The organism is Acetoanaerobium noterae, from assembly GCF_900168025.1.
In the GTDB taxonomy this organism is placed as follows: Bacteria; Bacillota; Clostridia; order Peptostreptococcales; family Filifactoraceae; genus Acetoanaerobium; species Acetoanaerobium noterae.
In genome coordinates this window covers 126512-147516 of sequence record NZ_FUYN01000002.1, presented here as the reverse complement: position 1 = coordinate 147516, position 21005 = coordinate 126512, and the positions used below count along the sequence as shown (strand labels likewise).

The 21005-nt window shown below is 33.3% G+C and carries 20 protein-coding genes, 1 other RNA gene and 1 riboswitch; of the genes, 3 read left to right on the top strand and 18 right to left on the bottom strand.

Features of this window, described 5'->3' with window-relative positions:
* Positions 1–202: 202 nt before the first annotated feature.
* The 8 genes from cas2 to B5X47_RS04360 all read right to left on the bottom strand — a co-directional run bounded on the left by cas2 (position 203) and on the right by B5X47_RS04360 (position 9217).
* Positions 203–493 carry a CRISPR-associated endonuclease Cas2 gene (cas2, locus tag B5X47_RS04395; RefSeq protein WP_079589000.1) on the bottom strand — a complete coding sequence of 97 codons (291 nt, stop codon included), beginning with the start codon at positions 491–493 and terminating at the stop codon, positions 203–205.
* A gap of 6 nt (positions 494–499) precedes the next feature.
* Positions 500–1531: a type I-C CRISPR-associated endonuclease Cas1c gene (cas1c, locus tag B5X47_RS04390; RefSeq protein ID WP_079588999.1), complete on the bottom strand. Its 1032-nt coding sequence runs from the start codon at positions 1529–1531 to the stop codon at positions 500–502.
* Positions 1524–2201 carry a CRISPR-associated protein Cas4 gene (gene cas4, locus B5X47_RS04385; RefSeq protein WP_242951002.1) on the bottom strand — a complete coding sequence of 226 codons (678 nt, stop codon included), beginning with the start codon at positions 2199–2201 and terminating at the stop codon, positions 1524–1526. Before cas4 ends, cas1c begins: the two co-directional genes overlap by 8 nt.
* A gap of 2 nt (positions 2202–2203) precedes the next feature.
* Positions 2204–3043 (bottom strand): type I-C CRISPR-associated protein Cas7/Csd2, encoded by an 840-nt coding sequence (gene cas7c / locus B5X47_RS04380; protein ID WP_079588998.1) that lies wholly within the window; start codon positions 3041–3043, stop codon positions 2204–2206.
* A gap of 18 nt (positions 3044–3061) precedes the next feature.
* Positions 3062–4948, bottom strand: a complete 1887-nt coding sequence (gene cas8c, locus B5X47_RS04375) for a type I-C CRISPR-associated protein Cas8c/Csd1 (protein WP_079588997.1) — start codon at positions 4946–4948, stop codon at positions 3062–3064.
* Positions 4945–5664, bottom strand: a complete 720-nt coding sequence (gene cas5c, locus B5X47_RS04370; RefSeq protein ID WP_079588996.1) for a type I-C CRISPR-associated protein Cas5c — start codon at positions 5662–5664, stop codon at positions 4945–4947. The genes cas8c and cas5c overlap by 4 nt, the downstream gene beginning before the upstream one ends.
* Positions 5665–5675: 11 nt before the next feature.
* A complete protein-coding gene (locus tag B5X47_RS04365) occupies positions 5676–8207 on the bottom strand; it encodes a CRISPR-associated helicase/endonuclease Cas3 (RefSeq protein WP_079588995.1) in 2532 nt (843 codons plus the stop codon).
* A 65-nt stretch (positions 8208–8272) separates the two neighbouring features.
* Positions 8273–9217, bottom strand: a complete 945-nt coding sequence (locus tag B5X47_RS04360) for a helix-turn-helix transcriptional regulator (RefSeq protein ID WP_079588994.1) — start codon at positions 9215–9217, stop codon at positions 8273–8275.
* Between the two features lie 259 nt (positions 9218–9476).
* On the opposite strand from B5X47_RS04360, the gene B5X47_RS04355 reads away from it, so the two are divergent.
* Entirely contained in the window at positions 9477–11582 is a 2106-nt protein-coding gene (locus B5X47_RS04355; protein ID WP_079588993.1) for an EAL domain-containing protein, read from the top strand.
* 132 nt (positions 11583–11714) lie between these two features.
* Here B5X47_RS04355 and B5X47_RS04350 read toward each other — a convergent pair whose 3' ends face one another.
* The 4 genes from B5X47_RS04350 to B5X47_RS04335 form a co-directional block, all read right to left on the bottom strand.
* The gene (locus B5X47_RS04350; protein ID WP_334293172.1) at positions 11715–11936 is read right to left on the bottom strand and encodes a DUF1653 domain-containing protein; all 222 of its coding nucleotides are present in this window, start codon (positions 11934–11936) and stop codon (positions 11715–11717) included.
* 48 nt (positions 11937–11984) lie between these two features.
* Entirely contained in the window at positions 11985–12548 is a 564-nt protein-coding gene (locus B5X47_RS04345; protein WP_079588991.1) for a pyridoxamine 5'-phosphate oxidase family protein, read from the bottom strand.
* Between the two features lie 124 nt (positions 12549–12672).
* Positions 12673–13371: a pirin family protein gene (locus B5X47_RS04340; RefSeq protein ID WP_079588990.1), complete on the bottom strand. Its 699-nt coding sequence runs from the start codon at positions 13369–13371 to the stop codon at positions 12673–12675.
* A gap of 50 nt (positions 13372–13421) precedes the next feature.
* Positions 13422–14021: a nitroreductase family protein gene (locus tag B5X47_RS04335; RefSeq protein ID WP_079588989.1), complete on the bottom strand. Its 600-nt coding sequence runs from the start codon at positions 14019–14021 to the stop codon at positions 13422–13424.
* A gap of 169 nt (positions 14022–14190) precedes the next feature.
* Between B5X47_RS04335 and B5X47_RS04330 the strand changes: the two genes are divergently transcribed.
* The gene (locus B5X47_RS04330) at positions 14191–14517 is read left to right on the top strand and encodes a winged helix-turn-helix transcriptional regulator (protein WP_079588988.1); all 327 of its coding nucleotides are present in this window, start codon (positions 14191–14193) and stop codon (positions 14515–14517) included.
* Positions 14518–14695: 178 nt separating this feature from the next.
* Here B5X47_RS04330 and recR read toward each other — a convergent pair whose 3' ends face one another.
* The 4 genes from recR to ffs form a co-directional block, all read right to left on the bottom strand.
* A complete protein-coding gene (recR, locus tag B5X47_RS04325) occupies positions 14696–15298 on the bottom strand; it encodes a recombination mediator RecR (RefSeq protein ID WP_013360333.1) in 603 nt (200 codons plus the stop codon).
* 12 nt (positions 15299–15310) lie between these two features.
* Complete coding sequence (locus tag B5X47_RS04320; RefSeq protein ID WP_079588987.1) at positions 15311–15658, bottom strand: YbaB/EbfC family nucleoid-associated protein; 348 nt, start codon at positions 15656–15658, stop codon at positions 15311–15313.
* A 45-nt stretch (positions 15659–15703) separates the two neighbouring features.
* Complete coding sequence (gene dnaX / locus B5X47_RS04315) at positions 15704–17362, bottom strand: DNA polymerase III subunit gamma/tau (protein ID WP_079588986.1); 1659 nt, start codon at positions 17360–17362, stop codon at positions 15704–15706.
* A gap of 164 nt (positions 17363–17526) precedes the next feature.
* An RNA gene (gene ffs / locus B5X47_RS04310) (signal recognition particle sRNA large type) lies at positions 17527–17791 on the bottom strand.
* 173 nt (positions 17792–17964) lie between these two features.
* A riboswitch (Fluoride riboswitch) is annotated at positions 17965–18044 on the top strand.
* A 66-nt stretch (positions 18045–18110) separates the two neighbouring features.
* Between ffs and B5X47_RS04305 the strand changes: the two genes are divergently transcribed.
* Positions 18111–19313 carry a cation:proton antiporter gene (locus tag B5X47_RS04305; RefSeq protein ID WP_079588985.1) on the top strand — a complete coding sequence of 401 codons (1203 nt, stop codon included), beginning with the start codon at positions 18111–18113 and terminating at the stop codon, positions 19311–19313.
* Here B5X47_RS04305 and B5X47_RS04300 read toward each other — a convergent pair.
* Positions 19285–19920, bottom strand: a complete 636-nt coding sequence (locus B5X47_RS04300) for a C40 family peptidase (protein WP_159446396.1) — start codon at positions 19918–19920, stop codon at positions 19285–19287. The genes B5X47_RS04305 and B5X47_RS04300 overlap by 29 nt on opposite strands.
* A gap of 90 nt (positions 19921–20010) precedes the next feature.
* Positions 20011–20961 carry an alpha/beta hydrolase gene (locus B5X47_RS04295; protein WP_079588983.1) on the bottom strand — a complete coding sequence of 317 codons (951 nt, stop codon included), beginning with the start codon at positions 20959–20961 and terminating at the stop codon, positions 20011–20013.
* Between the last annotated feature and the right edge of the window lie 44 nt (positions 20962–21005).

Sequence of the window (21005 nt, the reverse complement as noted above, 5' to 3'; positions counted from 1 at the left end):
TAATTTCAATCCACGCCCCTGCGTGAGGGGCGACAGTGTCGTATAGACACAAGTAATTTAAGTGCTCTAAATCCTGTATTTCGCGATATAAATAATTATATAGGAGTTTATAAAGCACTATTTAAGAAATAATTTGATATTTCTTTGCAATTACTTTACTTGCGAATCTTCTAGAGATTATATGTTCACTTATGATTCGCGGCTATAAAACAATAGGTTCTTCGATATTAACTATTTCTTTCGTACCATAGTGTTCTACCTTGTTTTGCCAGTTACTACCTAAAAAATAAAACCTAATACTATCTTTTTCTAAATCTGCTATTTTCAATAAGCTATGTCTTAAAAGTTCAAATTGCTGAGGATCTACTACACATTCAAATACAGAATTTTGAACTCGTTGTCCATAATCTACACACTTTTTTGCAACATGACGTAATCTCTTACTCCCACCTATACTGCTTGTAGCAACATCATAGGTAATTAATACTAGCATAATATATCACCTCATTAGAAATGGAGGATATGCATCAATGTCTCCACGCAAATATCTAGCTAATAAAAGTGCTTGTACATATGGAATTAAGCCAATTTCTACTTTTTCTTTTAGATATGGATGTGTAATAGTTTCTTGCTTTTTAGACTGCCAATTTTGTAATATCCTTTTTTTGGCTTCTGGATTAAGTATATAAGCCCCACTTTCTTTATAAGAAAAATCGTCTTTTGAAACTTGGTTCTTATTTATCATTGTTATAACAAATCTGTCAACAATATATGGTCTAAGCTCTTCCATCATATCAAGTGCCAAAGACGCTCTTCCTGATCTTTCTTGATGATAAAATCCAACTTGAGGATCAAGTCCTACTGTTTCGAGCGCTGCCTCAATATCATGTGCCAACAAAGTATAAAAAAATGATAATAGAGAATTCACTTCATCTCTAGGAGGTCTCCTACTTCTTCCAGTAAAGATAAATTTTGAATCTTTATTTGTTATGAGTTCATTGAAAACACTGTAATAGTTCTTAGCCGCATCTCCCTCTAATCCTAATAATTGGTAAATATCATGAACATATTCAAACTGTTTTAAAGAATTTGCTAGTAAATCAATGCTTCTATCTATACTTTCAGAATCTATCTTTTCTGGATGATCTCGTCTTAGTCTTTGCAATACCATTCTTGAATTAAAGATTTTTCCTAAACAAAAATTTTTTCCTATAGAAAGAGCTTCAATGGGGTTATCCGCTACATTATATTGAGCCCTTCTAAGTTTAACATTTCCATGAATAGGATTTTGAAGCTTCACCATAAATTTACCTACTACAGAGATAAATGATATATGAACATTTCTTTCAGCGCACATATTTATAATGTCTGGGGTAATTAATGAAGGTCCAAAGATTACAATTGATTCTATATTGTGTATAGGAAGCTGCATTAATATATTGCTTTTTTGTTTAAAAATTATAGTTTCTCCTTTTTTAGATATATATACTTCTGGAAGAGTTACATAAATAGTATTTAGTAATTTACGCATCTATTCCCTCCTTGTCAATTAATTTCGACTTGATATATCTATTTACAGATGAGTAAGTGGTTTTTATTTTAGGAATACATAGGTTTTTTAGAGAACATCTATCACATTTTTGTCCATATTCAGGAAAAACTGTAATTTCATCTTTTATTATACTATGCATCTTATTACTGAGTTCAGCTACACTTTCTCTAAGTTCACGATTGAAATTTACCTTCTCTCTATGTCTAGTTTTCCCATAATATAAATATCCTTGTTCAATATTTACATCAAGCATTTCTTCAAGACAAAGTGCTTGTAAGCATAACTGAACTTTATCACAATCATCTGACTTTGGTTTTCCTGCTTTATATTCTACTGGAGTTACCTCATACTTATTATTTTTCGATTTTATATAGCATCCATTATCAGATAAGATAAATTCTACTACATCAGATACACCATAAAATCCCAGATTGTATGATACTAAAGGCAAGCTCCTACTTACAAACATATTCTTTCTAGTTTCTACTACAAAAGGATCATCTACTTTTTCATGTAAAATATTTCCTTTTGTAGTATATAAATTTTCACTCCACTGTTGTTCTGCATGAATTAAATACCACTGCCTTTTACAATAATGATAATGCTGAATACCCGAAATCATAAGAAGTTCATCATCACTATAACTCATAATCACTTGCCTTCAATTACATTACACTCTAATCCCTCTAGATTGCTTAGCTCTATTACATAATCATTTACATCCTTTGCTTCGATATCTTGATCTTTTCTATATACTTTTAAGCTATTATGGACTTTTGCCGAAGAATACTGTCCTGTTTGATTGTTGTGTTTCCACCAATATACATTAATAACTTCCATACTTCCATCAGGTCTAGCAGAAGAAGCATCATCTTCAAAAAGTTCAATTAAAGATTTTTTAACCACTTCGACATCTTCATCTGAAAATCCAGTTTTAGATGCTAGCTGTGGATTAATGCTTCCCGCAAATTTATATAATCCAAAATCTACCCTATGTTTCATTCCCATAGTATCTGAGCTTTTCTTTGAACTATCTCCAGTACTATTTACACTTTTTGTAATCTGAATGCTTGTTATATTAATAGGGTCAATACTAAAGGCACTATGAATTGATACTGGACCTCTTACTCCTACTGACATATCATCACCTTTAAAAGCAAATACCTGTCCAAAAGTCCTCACGTCTATCCATGTTTTATTTACCTGTTCAGAAAACTTAACTTTGTCTTTTAGAATATTTTTATCTATAGTATTTTCAATTCTATCTTTTATACTTTTATACTCATCTACTTTGTTATCATCAGACTGAATTAATACATCGCTACCTAGCTGCATCATTCTATTTCTAATTTTCCTTTTTATGCATACATCTGAAACTTCACCAATTCCCTCATGATTAATTCTTGGTCTGTTTCCATTTAATGGATCTCCATTTGGATTTGCATTCTTCACGCTAAACAATACTACAAAATCATATTTATTATCTATCATAACTATCCCCTCCACTGGCTATATATTTTCAATTAATTCATTAACATTTGTATCTTTGCTTTTAAAAAAATCTTGTCTTTGACAATGGTATCCTAGCAAAAATTCACCAGATAGTTTTGTATCTTTTATAAAATCTTCTGCTTCGAACAGACACATTATCTCATCCAGTAATTTTATTTTATGAAACACTTTAGTCTCTAGCCTCTCAATATACGGCTGTAAGCTAATCTCTATAGTTCTCCAAGTACTAAATGGATGCTCTGAAAATCTATGCATCAACCTATCTGCATTTGTCATTCTTGTTTCTTTATTTTCATTAAGTGCATATCTCTCTATATCCTGAGCTACTGCTAACAATCTCCCATACAGATAATCTCTTGTTCTTCTGTCTTTTTCTAATGCCACGTTATATTCCCCCTTTTTATAATCTTTACTATATTTATTAAATAGTGCGCATGATATGCTTAACATTTTATTGAATTCATGTACTTTTTCAGAGTCGTGAATATCGCTGTCATATGATATTCTCCTTATTGTTTTATTTATCGCTGATTTCACTATATCTATAGGTATCTTATATTGATCAACTATACATGAAAGAAGTCTGTCTAAAACTCTAAGCTTTGCTTTTATATCTAATGAATCGCTATCACCATATATAGCTTTCGCTATTTCCATAGGTGCAGGAGCTCCAATGTATTTTCTATTCTTATATTCAAACTCCCACATACATGTAGTATGCCATTTCTCAAGTCTATCTATAAATTCATAAGGCATTAACTCTTGATAATATATGATTGAAAATCTACCATCTGTCGCAGATTCTAAGTTCATTATTATTATCTTATCGTCTTTGTCAATTTTACTTTTGTATCCTCTTATTTTATTCTTAAGCGCCTGAGCCATTTGCTCGCCAGTATAGCCCTCTGCATCCATAGCTTCAATTAAACCAAGTCCTAAGAAATCGCTACTTGATTCTTGGCCACTTGGGACCTCAGTATTTTTCACTCCCCAAGTGAGAATAACTTTTCTATCTTCTGCATATCCTTGCTTATTAATTAACCATTTAAGAGCATTATGAGCTTTTTGTGACACTTCATAGCTTACTCCATGTGCTTGAGATGCTTTATCAAATCGTCCTCTGAACGTAAATCCTTTGTCATCATTTGAGCTTATTAGCTTTGCATTTGCACATCTAGAATATATATTTTTAGGATGGTTTGAAATAAGACTTACTTCTTCATTCAAAACATTGCAATATCCCTGTTCTCTCATATTGGAGAAATTATAATCTATCCAAGATTTAAACACTTCATTATCCATCCATAATCTTGGCTCCATATCATTTGATATTTCTACTCTCCATCTTACAATCGCATCTTCTTGGGAAATTTTAGGAGCATTTGGAAATTTTTCTTTATCCCATTTAGCTTCTAACTTCCCGTCTTTATCTAATGTCAATATTGATTTATTCACCATATCTTCGATTAATGTACCTTTGTTTATATACCTATAAACTGCCTTAATTTTATCGTTTGTAAATTCTGACTCTGTCCATCTCAATAAAGCATCTTTAAATTCATTGTATGCAAACCACTTACTACCTCCATATCTTTGATAATCTCCAGCAAGATATTGTAGTTTGTCTGATAAAGGATGGTTTTCTGGTTTACTTCCTGCTCTCCCTGCAGAAGCTTCACTACATGGTATAATAATTTTAGGCTCATCTGATGATAGTAATCTAGCTGTAATAAGATTCCCATCTCTATCTATTATAATTTCAATATGAGATGATGATTCTATATGTGCTATAGGCAGCAAGACTGCTTTTTCACCATCAGAGCGCACCCCAATTTGACTCTCATTGCTTTCATATGTTTCATAAAGACGAGTCATCCAGCTCATATGCTCACTCCTTCCTCATACCCATCTAGTAAGCCTTTCTCTTCTAGCCCTAATGTTTCTAACTCTTCAAAACTCATTTTTTTAATAAATTTATAATGCATATTTGTTGTCGGTGTTGGAAATTTAATAATCCCATTAACCATTAATGGTCTCCAAAAATACGCACCAAATTCTTCTTTTCCTGTATCACTAGGATAATCAAATCCAAAGAACATATTATCAAACTGCAAATCTCCATAAGTGTCATAAAATCCAATTTTATGACCAAATACTACAGGTTCAACGTAAGCTTGGCACTCTCTCGTTCCTAAGAAGATATCTCTTCTACCTCCTCTTTCAAGCATTCTTTTTGCAACAAAATAATGTTTATTTTCATTTCTATCTTGCTCTAAATCCGGTCTATTTTCATTCCATTCAAAATGTGCTCTTACTTCATACTCCACATCATATAAATAAGTGTAAAATGAAAGAGTATTTTTGCTATCGTGATAGTTTATGGGTCTTATTCCCTTATTTTCTGTCCTAATAGGATTCAATACTCTAATTTCATCTATTACCCATCTAAATGTGGGCTTCCAGTATATTGATTCGCAAATTCCTTTTAGTGCTTGATATGTAGGAATCTGATATGAAAATTTTTCTCCTCCTACTCTAGTTACTGGATCGCTAAACAAAGCATACTTTCCATAAAGCTTAAATTCAATTTGATTTCTCATATTCTCCCCCTTTATAGAATCATAGAATCTATTATTTCTACTTCATCAACAAGACCAAAATTTTTATTATAATGTTCGTCATATGCTAAATAATATATTCCATAACCCTCTTGTATTTCTCGAATAACTTTACTCTCAAATAATTTATCCATTCTATATTTAAATAAATTAACTGAATATCTTTGAGCTTCCCTTAGAAGTGGATATATCTGCCTGATATCTTCTGCCTCACACAGCTTATTAACTAAATCTCTTCCTTTTTCTCCATATGGAACAATTACCCCTTGTGTATATGAATCTATTGCCTTAAAATTATTTCCTGCTGTTTTGAATGCAAAAGGTAATGCCACCTCTTTCGTTAACTTCGATTTTGCTTTTGATGTCAGAATTGATTTTTTATTTGATGAGAGCAATGAAAACAACGAGTCTTCTATATCATAATCTCTCAGCTTTGTTTTATAATCCATTTCATCATTCCTAGAGTAAAAATAATAGCTATAGTATTGACGAAGAGCCATTGGACTAAGTAAATCATATCCATATAATTCTGGATTAGTTTTATATTCTCTTAAAACTCTCTCCGTGATTTCTTTTCCCTTAAGTATATCCTTGAGCATTTTAAGATTTTCATCTTGAGGATTTACAATAAAGGTTATCCCTTTTCCTTTTAACTTTCCATTTCTATTACATCTTCCTGCTGCCTGTACAATTGAATCCAGTCCAGCTGTAAACCTTATTACTACATCAAAATCTACATCTACTCCTGCTTCAATTAGTGCAGTACTGACACATACCACTGGTTTTGCTGTATTTATTTTAGAATTTTTTAGTTCGCTTATCATTTTATCTAATGTGTCTGTCCTATGTACTGGACACATATCAGTGCTAAGATGGTAACAATTACAATCACTTTCTTCTAATTTTTCATAAATCTCTTTAGCTGATTTTTTTGTATTAACAATTACTAGAACGCTTTTCCCACTATTTAATTGATTTGTAGCTAGTTCTGCTACTTGCTGTAAAGTCCACCCTTCTTCTTTAGTGATATCTTTTAAATCTACTCTAGATAACCTCTTGTGGAGCAAATCTGGATTTAAGATTATCCGTTGATTATCAGATATATTTAGACTATGAACAAATGGATTGATATTATCAAGAAGGGGCTGGGTTGCTGTACATAAAACTACTGATGAATTACAGAACTCTACTAAAAATTTCATTGCAGTGTTAAACATATAGACCATCTTTACATCTAGTGTCTGAATTTCATCAAATATAATTACTGAATTAGCTAGTTGATGTAATCTTCTTATATTTCTAGTCCCTCCATTAAATAAACTTTCTAATAACTGAACCATTGTTGTAAAAACAATAGGACAATCCCAATTTTCAGATAGTAGCTTTGTCTGAGATGTATTCCCCTTATATACTTCATCTTCCTTTGTTAGATTTGAATGATGTTCTAAAACTATACTTCCTCTTTCAGATTCTAGCTCTAAAATGTTTCTAACAACATCTGCATTTTGGTCAATTATAGTCGTAAATGGAACTACATAAATAACTCTATCCATGTTGTTAAATTCTGCATGTCTAAGAGCAAATCTCAAACTAGAAAGCGTTTTCCCTCCGCCTGTTGGCACAGTTAATTGAAATATATTGTTGCTTTGTGTTGCAACTTGTAGACATCTACCCGCAATATCGGTTCTTATATCATCTATATGGTTTTGTGGTTTAAAAGAAGCTAGCTTTTCTTCCAATCTATCTATTAGCACGTTCCACTCAATATACATTCCATTTTGCCTAATTCTTTTTTGAATAGGAATATCAAAATCTGCTGTATCTTGCCTGTCTGCATCAATTAAGCAGCTAAAAAGATATTTCACTACCATTCCTAAACTAAACATTCTAGCGGTATGTTGATAAAACTCTAGATTTTTATCATTCGCTTTTTTGATGTCTTCATCTGATATTAAATCATGATTAAACTTATTTGTTTTATCCAAAATAATTTTAAAATCATTTTCAATATCGCTATTTAATAGCTCAATTATTCTATTCATAATTTCTTTAGGACAACTCTCAATAGCTTCTTCTAGCCTAGTAAGGTTTATATCCTTTGAAAGTTTATCGTATAGAGGTATTTCTCCATCTGGAGAAATTACATCTAAAAGACCTCCATGATGAGATCTTATAACTAAAGCAAGAATTGATTTTAATCTAGCATCAGATAAGTTAGATTTTCCATATATATACTGTGCTCCAGCTGTAGAATGGTCAACACGAAGCTCCCCTTCTTCTATATAGCCTTTATCACTTTCTTTTAGTAATCCAACTCTGGATTTTATATAATTATTAAATAAATCGGTTGCCTTTCCTAAATCATGTAACAATCCAATAAGTTCCCCAATATCTGCTAGCCCAATCTTCTCTGCAAATTTACGAGATAGTTTTGCTGTTCCATACATATGCTCTTGGACCGTCTGAATAGTTGAGTCATATTCTCTATAGTGAGCAACAAAAATTTTTTCTTCTTTCTTAACCAATGCTATCACCTCCACAAATCAATAATAACAAACAAAACAGGTACTATAACGTATGTATTAATTATTTATTTATAAAGATTCATCATACTTTGTATCTGATTTAATATATCTGCTTTTAACTCTAGTGGCTCTATTACTTCTGCACAGGCCCCCATTCCGAGTATCCAAGTTCTATATTCTTCATAGCCTTTCATGGTTGCAGTGAATAATATTGTCTTTTCATCTATCTCAATTATTTCTTGATTTTTTGTGATTTCTTTTTCTTTAACTATTTCGCTCATAGGATAATATATTTTTAAAACTACTTTCTTTGCCTCGTCATTATAGATTCCAAATGAAGTATTCATTAAGTTTTGAAAATCAAATTTATTATCAGGTTCAAATGAATCTTCGGTTTTGTTATAACTATCTACTCTTGATAATTTAAAAAATCTTATACCTTTAGCTTTTTCACAATATCCATATACATAAGATGCTCCTTTATAATCAAATACCCCATATGGATGTACTGTTCTTTCGCTTAAAGAAATACCTGCTTTTTTGAGTGATTTATATTTTATTTTCAATTTATGTTTATCTATTATTGCTTCGTTTACTACCTTCCATATGTCTTTTTCTCTATTTATAACTTCATCTGACTCAACCATCATTTTATTAAAATAAACGATTTCCTTTGATTTGTTTATCTCGAGCAATTTATATGCTAACTGCTCAAAACCTCTACTATAATGGAAATTGCCGCTAGTTATTGTTTCTCTTGCCATTTTCAGCGCTATAATATCAGATTCACTAAGTCCAATATTGTCAAAAGTCTTAGTTTGTTCTATGAAATAATATCCATTTCGTCCTCTAATAGCTCCTATATATACTCCTGCTTGTTCTAAATCATCTTTATATTTTTTAACCATTCTCTCACTTACTTCTAAATAATCTGCTAACTGACATATAGTTGCTTTACCTTTTACACTCAAATAAAAATAAATATTTAATGCATTTGCAATTCTAGACATATTAGCCTCCCTACTACTTATTCTTGAATAATCAATATGTGAAATTTTGTATATATTAACATCATAGCTCAAAAAAATTGAATATCAAACACCATTTTACAAATATTGTAATTGAAAGAACCTGAGTTTAAATGTTAAAATATAAACAAATTGTTTTCTATATGATATTTTCAATAATAAGAATTTATTAATTTCAGGAAAAAATTGGTGTATAATATTTCATTGAGTATTATTTAATAAATAAGTGAAATGAGGCACTATGTATAAGAATCGTTCATTCGGACAAAAACTCATACTATTTACAACAATCATGCTATTTATATCAAGCGCTATTGTTGGCGGATGCAGCTATCTAGTCGCTAGAAATGCGTTGATTGAAAAGGGGAAGACTATTCTTCAAAATGGAGTAAAATCTGCGTTAATTTTGATTGATGAAATGAATAAAGATGTAGAAAACGGCTCTATTACTTTAGAAGAAGCCCAAGAAAACATAAAGCTTCATCTGCTCGGTCCACTTAATGAAGATGGTACAAGACAAATTAATTCTCCAGTTGATTTTGGAGAGAATGGTTACTACATAATATACAGCACATCAGGTGTAGAAATAATGCACCCAAACCTTGAAGGTGAAAATGTTTGGCACTTTAAAGACAAAGCAAATAAAAATAGACCGTTCTATTTAGTTCAAGATAAAATTAAAAAAGCCCAAAGTGGAGGCGGATTTACCGAGTACACATGGGAATACCCTAATTCAAACGAGCTCGGTAAAAAAATAGTCTATTCAGAGCTCGACCCTAATTGGGGATGGGTAGTCACTGCTGGCTCATATATATCTGATTTTGATAAAGCTGCTCTAATAATTTTACAAATAACTGTTATTACTATGATTGCAGTGATAATTTTGGGATTTTTGTTTGCAAGAGTATATATTAATTCAATTACTAAGCCTCTCACTGTAGTAGTTGATGCTATGAAATCTGTAGAAGAGGGTAGCTATGGGATAGTTCCTCAATTTGAAGTTTACGATGAAATAGGAAATTTAATTCACGGATTCAATACTATGGTTCAAGCTATTGATACTGCTCAAAAAGACTTAATTCAAAAAGATGATCAGCTTCTCCAATATGCCTATTATGATCAGCTAAGCGGCCTTCCTAATTCTTATTATTTCAAAAAGCATGTCAGCGAGAGATTGGCTCATCTAAATAGTAATGCTGCTATGTTATTAATAGATATTAAGGATTTTAATATTATTAACTCAATTTACAGTACAACATACGGAGACGAAATTATAGCTCATCTCGGTAAAAAAGTAATCGATATGAAATCAGATGATAGTTTTGTCGCTAGAATCGGTGGCAATGAATTCGTTGTTTGGATAGAGGATGTAAATGAAAATCAAATATCTGATATTCTATCTAATATTCTTGAAGAGTTTAAACTTAGCCTAAGAGCTTCAAAGTTTATAAATCATATTGATTTTTATACTAGTTTAGTTATTGTTGATTCTACGAATTTGGACTTTGAAGATATCTATAAAAAGGCATCTACAGCACTTCAATATTCAAAAAGTAGCAAAAATATGGAGATAACTAAATATGAGGACGAGATGTATGCACAGCTTGAAAAGGAATCAAAAATCACGTCTTTAGCAGAGCTTGCTATTCACTCAAATGAATTTTTAGTTTACTATCAAGAAAAAGTTGATGTTACAACTCAAAAAGTTGTCGGGGTTGAAAGCTTATCACGCTGGTACAGCAAAGAACTCGGGTTTGTAAGCCCTGCAGAATTTATTCCTGTGCTACATAAATCTAATTTAATGATTCTATTTACCAATATGGTATTAAGAAAAGTTGTAGATGATATTGAAAAAATTTATTCGCTTTACGGAGAAGATGTAAGCGTTTCTATAAATATATCTCCTATATCATTTTTTAGTGATAGCTTTGTTAGTTCACTTCAGTCTTTGATAGAATCTAGTAAAGTTAAAGCAAGTTCAATTGTGCTTGAAATTACAGAGGACGTTTTTATTAGTGATTTTGAAGTTGTACAGGCTAAAATCCTTGAGCTAAAAAATTTAGGAGTTAAAATTTCACTTGATGATTTTGGTACAGGATATTCATCACTTAATTACCTATCCAAAATTCAGTTTGATGAAATCAAAGTAGATAAGTCCTTTGTAGATAATGTTCATCTTGATGAAACGGCTTATTCTCTATTTGATGCCATCGTAAAAATTGCGAAATCACTCAATTGCAACGTTGTTGCTGAAGGTGTTGAAACTGCTGAGCAAGTCAAGGTTATTGAAAAGTCTGGTTGCAATATAATTCAAGGCTATATATATTCAAAACCTAAACCATTGTAGTCCCTTATAAATATCTAAAATCATATAACCAAAGAGTAATTGTCATTTCCTTAAAATGTTGTTTTTCTCACAATAAAAGGCAGCTCCATCCATTTTGGTATGAGTTTGCCTTTTAAATTTTATTTTAGACTATTATATCTCCTCAAATCTATTTACCATCTGCCCATCTACTTCCACCTGCTCTAGAAACATCTCAAGAGGTCTAACCCATACTCCCATTTCGCCATATAGAGCCTGATAAACTACTAGCTCTTCTAAGGTTTCTGAATGCTTTGCTATATGCATTACTAGATATTCGTTACCCTTAAAATGTCTATATTTCTTGCCAATTTTTAGTGTTCTCAAACATTTCACTCCTTTAATGGTTATTCTCGCTATACTAATATATACCAAATTTTATATTTATTCCATTCTTCCAAATTTCATTTCTATCCCTTTGGAATCATACTTTTTTCTCTTTCCTGTAATGCTTTCTATTGTTATTTTGTAGACGTTTGTTCTTCCTAATCCTGCTTTTATTGCAATATCAAAATATGCCATTTTATCAGGGGTATATTTTTGACATATGAGCTTCATTGCATGAATTTTTTCAGCTTCATTTTCTAATTTTTCTACTATCCCTGAAGCTATAGCTGATTCAAACTCTGTAGTAAATACGCTGCTTATAAAAGTTACGGCTTTTGATTCATCTATTGCCATCTCATCTAGTTGAGCTTTAGTATAGTTATCTGGCACATTTACTTCCCCTACAAAAGCTATGCTGACTTTTTGGTTCTGTGCTAGGGCATGAACTTTTCTACCATCCATAGCTGAATGAAAGTATAGATTTTTATCGTCTCTTACTATCGATAGAGGAAGACCATAAGGAATATTGTCACCATCTACCATAGATACTATGCCATATCTAGATTTATCTATTATTCCCAGTGCAAATTCTTCAATCATTTCTCTATCTTTTCTTCGCATGAGACACCTCCTAATTGGGTTTATATATATCTTACACCATTATTTATAATAATCAAAATACCCCAGAAAATAGAATCCTTACTCTATCCTCTAGGGTATTATAATCTTCATTTATTAAATTTTTTTATGCTTTTTTCATCTCTATTACTAGCAGATGGATGTTTTCCAGAGCTTTTATTTTTAGATTTTCCTCTACTACTTCCATTGCATCTCTTTCGATTAGATTTACATCATTTATCTCGGAGCTTCCTTCTATTTGAACTATATAGGCTTGTCTATCGCTACCCATTAAAAATTCAGTTTCTTTGTCCTTATCTAGCTCTATTACATAAAAGTTTGTATCTTGATTTATTTGTATAGGAGCTTCACCGTTTTTGGCTGATACCATGTGAAACCACTTGTTTTTCCTATCCTTCTCGTCTGTTCTGAAATCTCCATAGTTAGGTTTATGGTCCTTTTTATCTGGAAATATCCATATCTGAAGTAATCTTAGAACATCTTTTCCTAGATTGTGTTCGCTGTGATATATTCCTGTTCCTGCGCTCATATACTGAACATGACCTCTTGATATAGTATTTCTGTTACCCATATTGTCTTCGTGAGTAAGCTCTCCATCTAGCACATAGGTGATTATCTCCATATCTCTATGAGGGTGCATGTCAAATCCAGTGTCTGCAGATACTAGGTCATCATTTACAACTCTTAGAACTCCAAAATTTATGTTATTTGGATTATGATAGTTTGCAAATGAGAAGTGAAAAAGGCTTTTAAGCCAGCGTGACTCACTAGAACCCATCTTTTTATGATCTATTTTCCTTAGCATGGTAATATCTCCTTTCTGAAGATTTAAAGCTTTCATATATGAGCTAGCGATTATAAATAGGTTTTTACTCTCTCATCTAGTGGCAAGAATTCTTTCTCTCCAGCTCCTGATACTGGCTTTCCAAACGGCATCTGAGCTACTAGCTTCCAGCCTGAAGGTATGTTCCACTCTTTTGCTACATCCTCTTCTATTAGTTCATTGTAGTGCTGTAGTGACGCTCCTAAGCCTTCTACTGCAAGAGCTGTCCATATTACATACTGCAGCATTCCACTTGATTGCTGTGACCATACTGGGAAGTTATCTTTATATAGTGAAAACTGCTCTTGTAAATTTTTAACAACGTTTTGATCTTCGAAGAAAAGTACGCTCGCATAGCCATTTCTAAATGAATCGATTTTTTCTTTTGTAGGTGCAAAATTTTCTTCTGGCACTATTTTCTTAAGTGATGCTTCTGTGATATCCCATAACTTGTTGTGATTTTCTCCAAATAGTACTACAACTCTAGCACTTTGAGAGTTAAAAGCCGATGGTGTATGAAGCACTGCCTCATTTATAACCTCTTGGATTCTTTCATTTGATACCCCAGATTCTTTGCTTATAGCGTAAATTGATCTTCTTTCTTTTAATGCTTCATAAAAATTTTTTGACATTTTCATTTCCTCCTTAGAATTTTCATTTTATATTTTCTTATATTATTTCGTTTAAAAACTATTAGTTTGTCATCTCCTGTTGCTTATGCTATAATTATATATCATATTTACTTTTATGTAAGTATGCACTTTTTAGTAAGGTACTACCTAAAAGGAGAGTTAGGGAATTATGGAAACTAAAACAGATATGAAATATAACTGCCCCATCCAATATACTTTGGACTTGATAGGGGGAAAATGGAAGCTTATTATCATATGGCATCTAGCTACAGAAGGCATCATGAGATACAGCGAGTTAAGAAGAAGCTTAAAAGGCATCACTCATAAAATGCTCAGCCAGCAATTAAAGGAGCTAGAATCAGATGGGTTCATTCACAGAGAGGAATATCCTCAAGTTCCCCCAAAGGTAGAATATTCTCTTACTGATTTTGGGAAATCAATACTTCCTGTTCTAAAAGGCATGAGCGAGTGGGGAACTTCAAATATGAACAAGTAACTCTAATTTATTAGCCTTAATCTGACTTATTGAATTATCTGAGGTATAAAAAATTGTTTGATTTTAAGTACAAAAAAAGCAGAAGATATATTGGAACACATCCAACTTATCTCCTGCTTTTTGAATTACTTTATTAACTTGTTTAAGAGCTTTATTTTGCTTAAATAAAAAATTTTAGTTAAAAAATCTCTCGTCTTCCTTCTAACGCTTTTGTTATTGTCACTTCATCTGCGTATTCTATGTCAGCTCCTACTGGAAGTCCATGTGCTATACGAGTAACTTTTATGTTAAATGGCTTTATAAGTCTAGCTATATACATAGCTGTAGCTTCGCCCTCTATGGTAGGATTCGTTGCTAGTATTACTTCTTTTAGCTCTGGGTTTGCCATTCTTCCTACTAGTTCTTTTATTTTTAGCATATCTGGAGTAATAGAGTCCATAGGTGATATGGTGCCGTGAAGCACGTGATATTTTCCATGAAATTCTTTTGTTCTCTCCATTGCGGCTACGTCTCTTGGGTCTTCAACCACACAAATGATATCAGAGGTACGATTAGGAGAATCACAGATACTGCAAGGATTTTTGTCTGCTATGTTACAGCAGGTAGAGCAGTAGGTTATGTTGTTTTTTGCTTCTACTATAGCATGAGCCAGTGCTTTTACTTGGTCTTTATCCATATTTATAACGTGAAAAGCCAGTCTTTGTGCTGTTTTCCTACCTACCCCAGGCAGTTTTGCAAATTCCTCAATCAGTCTGCTGATGGGTCCTGAGTAATAATCCACTATATCACCCGCTTAAAACATGCCAGGCAGATTAAGTCCTGATGTTACTTTTGACATGCCACTGCTCATCATTTCTTCTGCTGAGCGAAGAGCTTCGTTTACAGCTGAAAGTACTAGATCTTCTAGCATTTCTACATCTTCAGGATCAACTACCTCTTGCTTTATTGTTATTGATACGATTTCTTTTTTACCATTGGCTTTTACTGTTACAGCTCCGCCACCAGCAGATGCCTCTACCTCTTTTTCAGATAGCTCGGCTTGGATTTTTTCCATGTCCTTTTGCATCTTTTGTACTTGTTTCATCATATTATTCATATTTCCTGGCATTGCTCCGCCTGGAAATCCGCCTTTTCTAGCCAAATTAATTCCTCCTTTAAGCTTTTTATTCTATTTATTATATCATATTTAGTCTTCTCTTTCTCGTATTTCTAAAGGTACATCTGGAAATGCCTGCTTGATTTCCTCTATTATATTTTTTTCTTCATCTATCTCGTCTTTTTTTATATTTCCCATTTCTCTTTTGAATATAAATGCTACTTTTAGAGGCTTATCAAATACCTTTGTAAGAGCCTGGGATATATGGTCAGCATTTATTTGAGTTTCGATAGTCTGTTTATGAAAAGCAAAGTTATCGTCGTAGCCTATGTATATGCAGTCGTTTACGTAGCGTACAGGCTCTCCCTCCATGAGTAGTGCCTTTAGGTGAACATTTTTTTGCTTTCTTAAGACCTCGTGTACCTCTGTCATTCTCGCTTTTACTTCCTCGAGCTTTTGTTTTTCGCTGTCGTCTATATTTGCCTGTAGTCTTACATCGTCAATATAAGGCATAGCAGCCTTGGCTTTTTTTTCTTCCTGATACTGGATTACTTTTTCTTTAGGCTTTTGAACCCCTTTTTCTAGGTTGCTGATTTTAAGCTCAAGCTCATCTATTTTTCTGCTTAGCTCCTCTATTTGAGGAAGCGTCGCCCCTTCATTACTGCTTGTGGTCATTTGTGTTAGCTTTGTAAGCCTTATAAAGCACGCTTCTATTAGGATTTTAGGTTTTGTAGCGTACTTTATTTTTACTTCTAAATCAGACAGGGTTTCTATTAGATTTATTATAAAATCCATATCTACTAGAGCTGCACTTTCTTCCAAAGCTTCAATTTCGTCGCCTGAGTGGCTAAGAAGTTGACTAGCTCCTGATTTACATACCATCATATCTCTAGTATATGATATGAAGTCTCTTGTAAATACTTTTAGGTCTTTACCTTGAGTTTCTATTTTTTGAAGGTTTTCAAGTAAGGTTACTGTAGTTTTTTCTTTTATGCCTTTTACAAATCCATGAAACTCTCTGTAATCTAGCTCTCCTATTACATGAACTACATTTTGATATGTCAGCTCTTTGTATGCAATAGCTTGGTCTAAAAGGCTAAGAGCATCTCTCATTCCGCCATCGCTTTTTTGGGCTATGAGCTCTATAGCTTCTTCTTCATAGGTCAGACCTAGTTCATCTAAGATTTTTATCATTCTTGCTATTATTTGATTTTTGTCTATTTTTTTGAAGTCAAATCTCTGGCATCTTGAAAGCACAGTTGCTGGAATTTTTTGAGGCTCTGTGGTTGCAAGTATGAATATTACGTGAGAAGGTGGTTCTTCAAGAGTTTTGAGTAGAGCATTAAATGCTCCTTGAGAGAGCATATGAACCTCATCTATTATGTAGACCTTGTATTTTCCATATGAAGGCGTGTAAACGACATTTTCTCTTAGCTCTCTTATGTTGTCTACGCTGTTGTTTGAAGCTGCATCTATTTCGATTATGTCCATATCGCCTTGCACGCAGACGCTACATTTGTGGCAAGGCTCCTGATTTACTGAATTTGTGCAATTTACTGCTTTTGCAAATACTTTTGCTGTAGAGGTTTTTCCAGTTCCTCTTCCTCCACTAAATAAATACGCATGCGAAACAGAGCCCTCACTTATTTGATTTTTGAGTATGCTGATTATTTGTTCCTGTCCTACTATATCTATAAAGCTAGTAGGTCTATATATTCTATATAAAGCTTTATGCATGTTTTTTTCCATGATTTTTTGCTTTTCAGTCCCTTCAGTACACTAATTGAAAGTATTCCTAAATCTATATTAGCTTACTTAAATATTATATCAGATTTACAGCTTGATTTATTGATTTTGTATATAAAAATAGACCGTATGAGGATTCATACAGTCCAATATGTGAAAATTTAAAGCTGTGCACCTGCCTTCGTGTGAGTATCATAAACGGTATCAAAGCAGTTAGCTCAATCTAGGCACCCTCGCGGCACACAAAAGGGTCCGCTTACCGCTGCTTCCTTCCGGACCTGACGGGGTTCACAGTCTTCCGTTGCGCGAGACCCAGGTCTCAACACCACTTACTCTTTCCAGCTTTACAAATGCTCATACTCTGGCAGGAATTCGACCCTGCTGAAGCGGATTGCAGGTTACAAGGCACCGCTAACTCCCCATCTAGCACAGCAAATCCTATAGACAAATTTTCAGTAGATAATAGTTATCTACTCATGATATTATAAACAAGTTTGCTCTATTTGTAAAGTAAAATTGCTTTATAGCTGATTCTTCAATCACTTCGTATTAATTGTGGTTTCTCCGCTAGATATATGTTGATTATTACTGCCTTATGATGATATTATATTTATGGGAATGAAGTTCTCCCCTAGCAGTATTTGCTAAAACCGCTTTTTCTAGAGCTGATGGCTTCTGTGAGTATTCACAGAATTTGTCTGCTCTTTTTTAATGTGAATACAAAAAATTAATATAGAAAAGAGGAAGTACTATGCTGTTTAGTTTATCACTGATTTTAATTTTAGGCTTTTCATTAAGCGGAATATTCAACAGGTTAAGACTGCCTGGACTTTTGGGTATGATTCTCACTGGGATTGTCCTTGGCCCTTACGCTCTTAACCTCATTTCTCCTGATATCTTGGATATCTCATCAGATTTAAGAGAAATAGCTCTTATCATTATATTGACTAGGGCTGGACTTAATATCGACATAAAGGATTTGAAAAAAGTAGGAAGACCTGCGATACTTATGTGCTTTGTCCCAGCTTTATTTGAAATAACTGCTGTTACTCTTCTTGCTCCTTTATTTTTTAATATATCCTATATAGAAGCCGCCATCATGGGAAGTGTGCTAGCTGCTGTATCTCCAGCTGTTATAGTTCCTCGCATGATTCATCTTATAGATTCAGGCTATGGTAAGGACAAAAGTATACCCCAGCTCATTATGGCCGGGGCTTCTGTGGATGATATTTTTGTAATTGTATTATTTGCTTCTTTTATGGGCATGTATGGAGGCGAAGGCTTTAATCCTACTTCACTGCTTTTAGTTCCTGTTTCTATTATATCTGGTATGGGGCTAGGTATCATCTCTGGATTTATTTTTGTGAAGGTTTTTAAAGCTATTCATGTCAGAGATACTGTAAAGGTACTAATCATGCTGAGCATTGCCTTTTTGTTTGTTTCACTTGAAGACTTTATAAAGCCATATTTTCCTGTATCTGGGTTACTTGCAGTTATGGCATTTTCTGCTACCATACTTTCAACCTATGAGGTTCTTGCAAAGAGAATCACTGGAAAATTTTCTAAAATCTGGGTTGCTGCTGAAGTTCTGCTGTTTGTTTTAGTTGGAGCGGCTGTTGATATCTCTTATCTAAAAGGAGCTGGTATAGCCTCTATTGTATTTATATTAAGCGCACTAGTATTTAGAATAGTTGGAGTAAATGTGAGCCTACTTGGAACTTCACTGGATAAAAAAGAACGTATTTTTTGCTCTATAGCTTATCTTCCAAAAGCTACAGTTCAAGCCGCTATAGGCGCTGTTCCTCTTGCCGCAGGGGTAGGAGCTGGAAATTTAATTCTGACTGTAGCCGTAGTTGCTATATTAATCAGTGCACCGCTTGGTGCTATAGGAGTTGACAATACTTACAAAAAGCTACTTCATAAATCTAAGACTGCTTTTTCCCAAATTCCTTAGCCATATTGGCAAGCACTACCCACTGGGCCCAGTTTTCAGGACTATCATAGAGATTTTTTATATGCACGCTAGGATTTAATATATAACCTAAATCTGCCAGCACATGTATAGAATCAACTGCATACTGCTTTTCTTTTTCGGTTACTGTTATCATCCATTTAGGTGGATTTGGTGAAGTATTTAGGTGTTTTTCAGGTATTTTTGACAGGTTTATAAATCTTCTAAAGTACTTGAACACCTTGCCATCATCTACGGTCACTCCTTTTGCACTGAAGCTACAGTGAATCCACTTTCCATCTCCAAAATAAAGCCCTATATGGTTGATTTCACTGTTTTTATTTGGATCATACAAAAATCCAAGATCAGCTATCTCAAGCTGTGACTTATCAATAGGCTCACTTACATGCCACTGATGCCAGCTTCCATCAGGTACAGCTATACCAGCAGCTAGGTAGCAATATCTCACAAAGCCCGAGCAGTCTAGTTCCTTTGGTATCGCTGGCGGAACTGCTTTTGCTCCTAGGCTATATCTCACATGCTTGTCTTTTAACATTCTAGCTGTATCGATTATTTCTTGCCTATTTATAAAATTCTGAGTATCAGTCATAATATTACCTCCAAACAAAAAAACCATTAGATTAGTTATCACACTTATCTATATGGCTTTTTATTTGATTTGGTAGGTTTTTTTATTTACTTATTTCATGTGTTTATCTAAAAATTCAAATACTTTATCTAAATTACTATTATCTTCAAATTGTACTCCTCCGTGTGAAGCTCCTTCAAGAAGGATTAGTTCTACTTTTTCATTACCTAAAACCGATTGGAGTTTTTGTGCAAAATTTATTGATTGTTGTACTGGGACATTTGCATCTTTAGTTCCATGCTCTATTAAGAATGCCGGATCATCTTTTGAAATATATGTTTCTGGATTGGACTTTGCAACAATATCCTTTGCATTTGTTATTAAATTCCCAATATAGGCTGATTCGGGAGAAGAATCACTGCTTGTTTTACCAAACTTTGGAGTTATTCCGGATTCTTCGAATTGACTGTCCATCTCTAAAAAGTTAATAGGTCCAAACCAGTCAACAACTGCAGTCACATCGTCTGAAATATTTTCATATCCCAATGAGGGATCATAAAGCTCGTCCGTTCCTCCTGTAGTTCCAGCTATTGATGCTAGGTTTCCACCTGCTGAGTCTCCCCATAGAGCAATCTTATCAGGATTTAGATTGTAATCTGATGCATTTTGTCTTATAAATCGTATTGAAGCTTTTATGTCATTTACTGCTGCCGGAAATATTGCTTCCCCAGAAAGTCTGTAGTCAACAGCAACTACTGCATATCCTCTATTTAAAGATTCAAACATAGAAGTTAAATCTCCTCCAGTTTTGCTACCCATTTTAAAAGCTCCACCATGTATTGCAACAATTACAGGAAAAGGACCTTCTCCTTCATTAGGTAAGTATATATCTAGCTTTTGGGTTTGAGATTTGTCTGCATAAGCAATATCTACATATTTATTTGTATATTTTGATGTGTCTAAAGAACTGCCTCCTAATCCTCCGCCTTCAGGTTTTGTACAGCCTACAAAACTAAAACTAGCAAGTACTAAAGCTAAAGTCAAAACAGTTAATTTCTTCATTTAGAATACCTCCATTTTTTTTGTTTTTATAGTTTAAGTTTAAA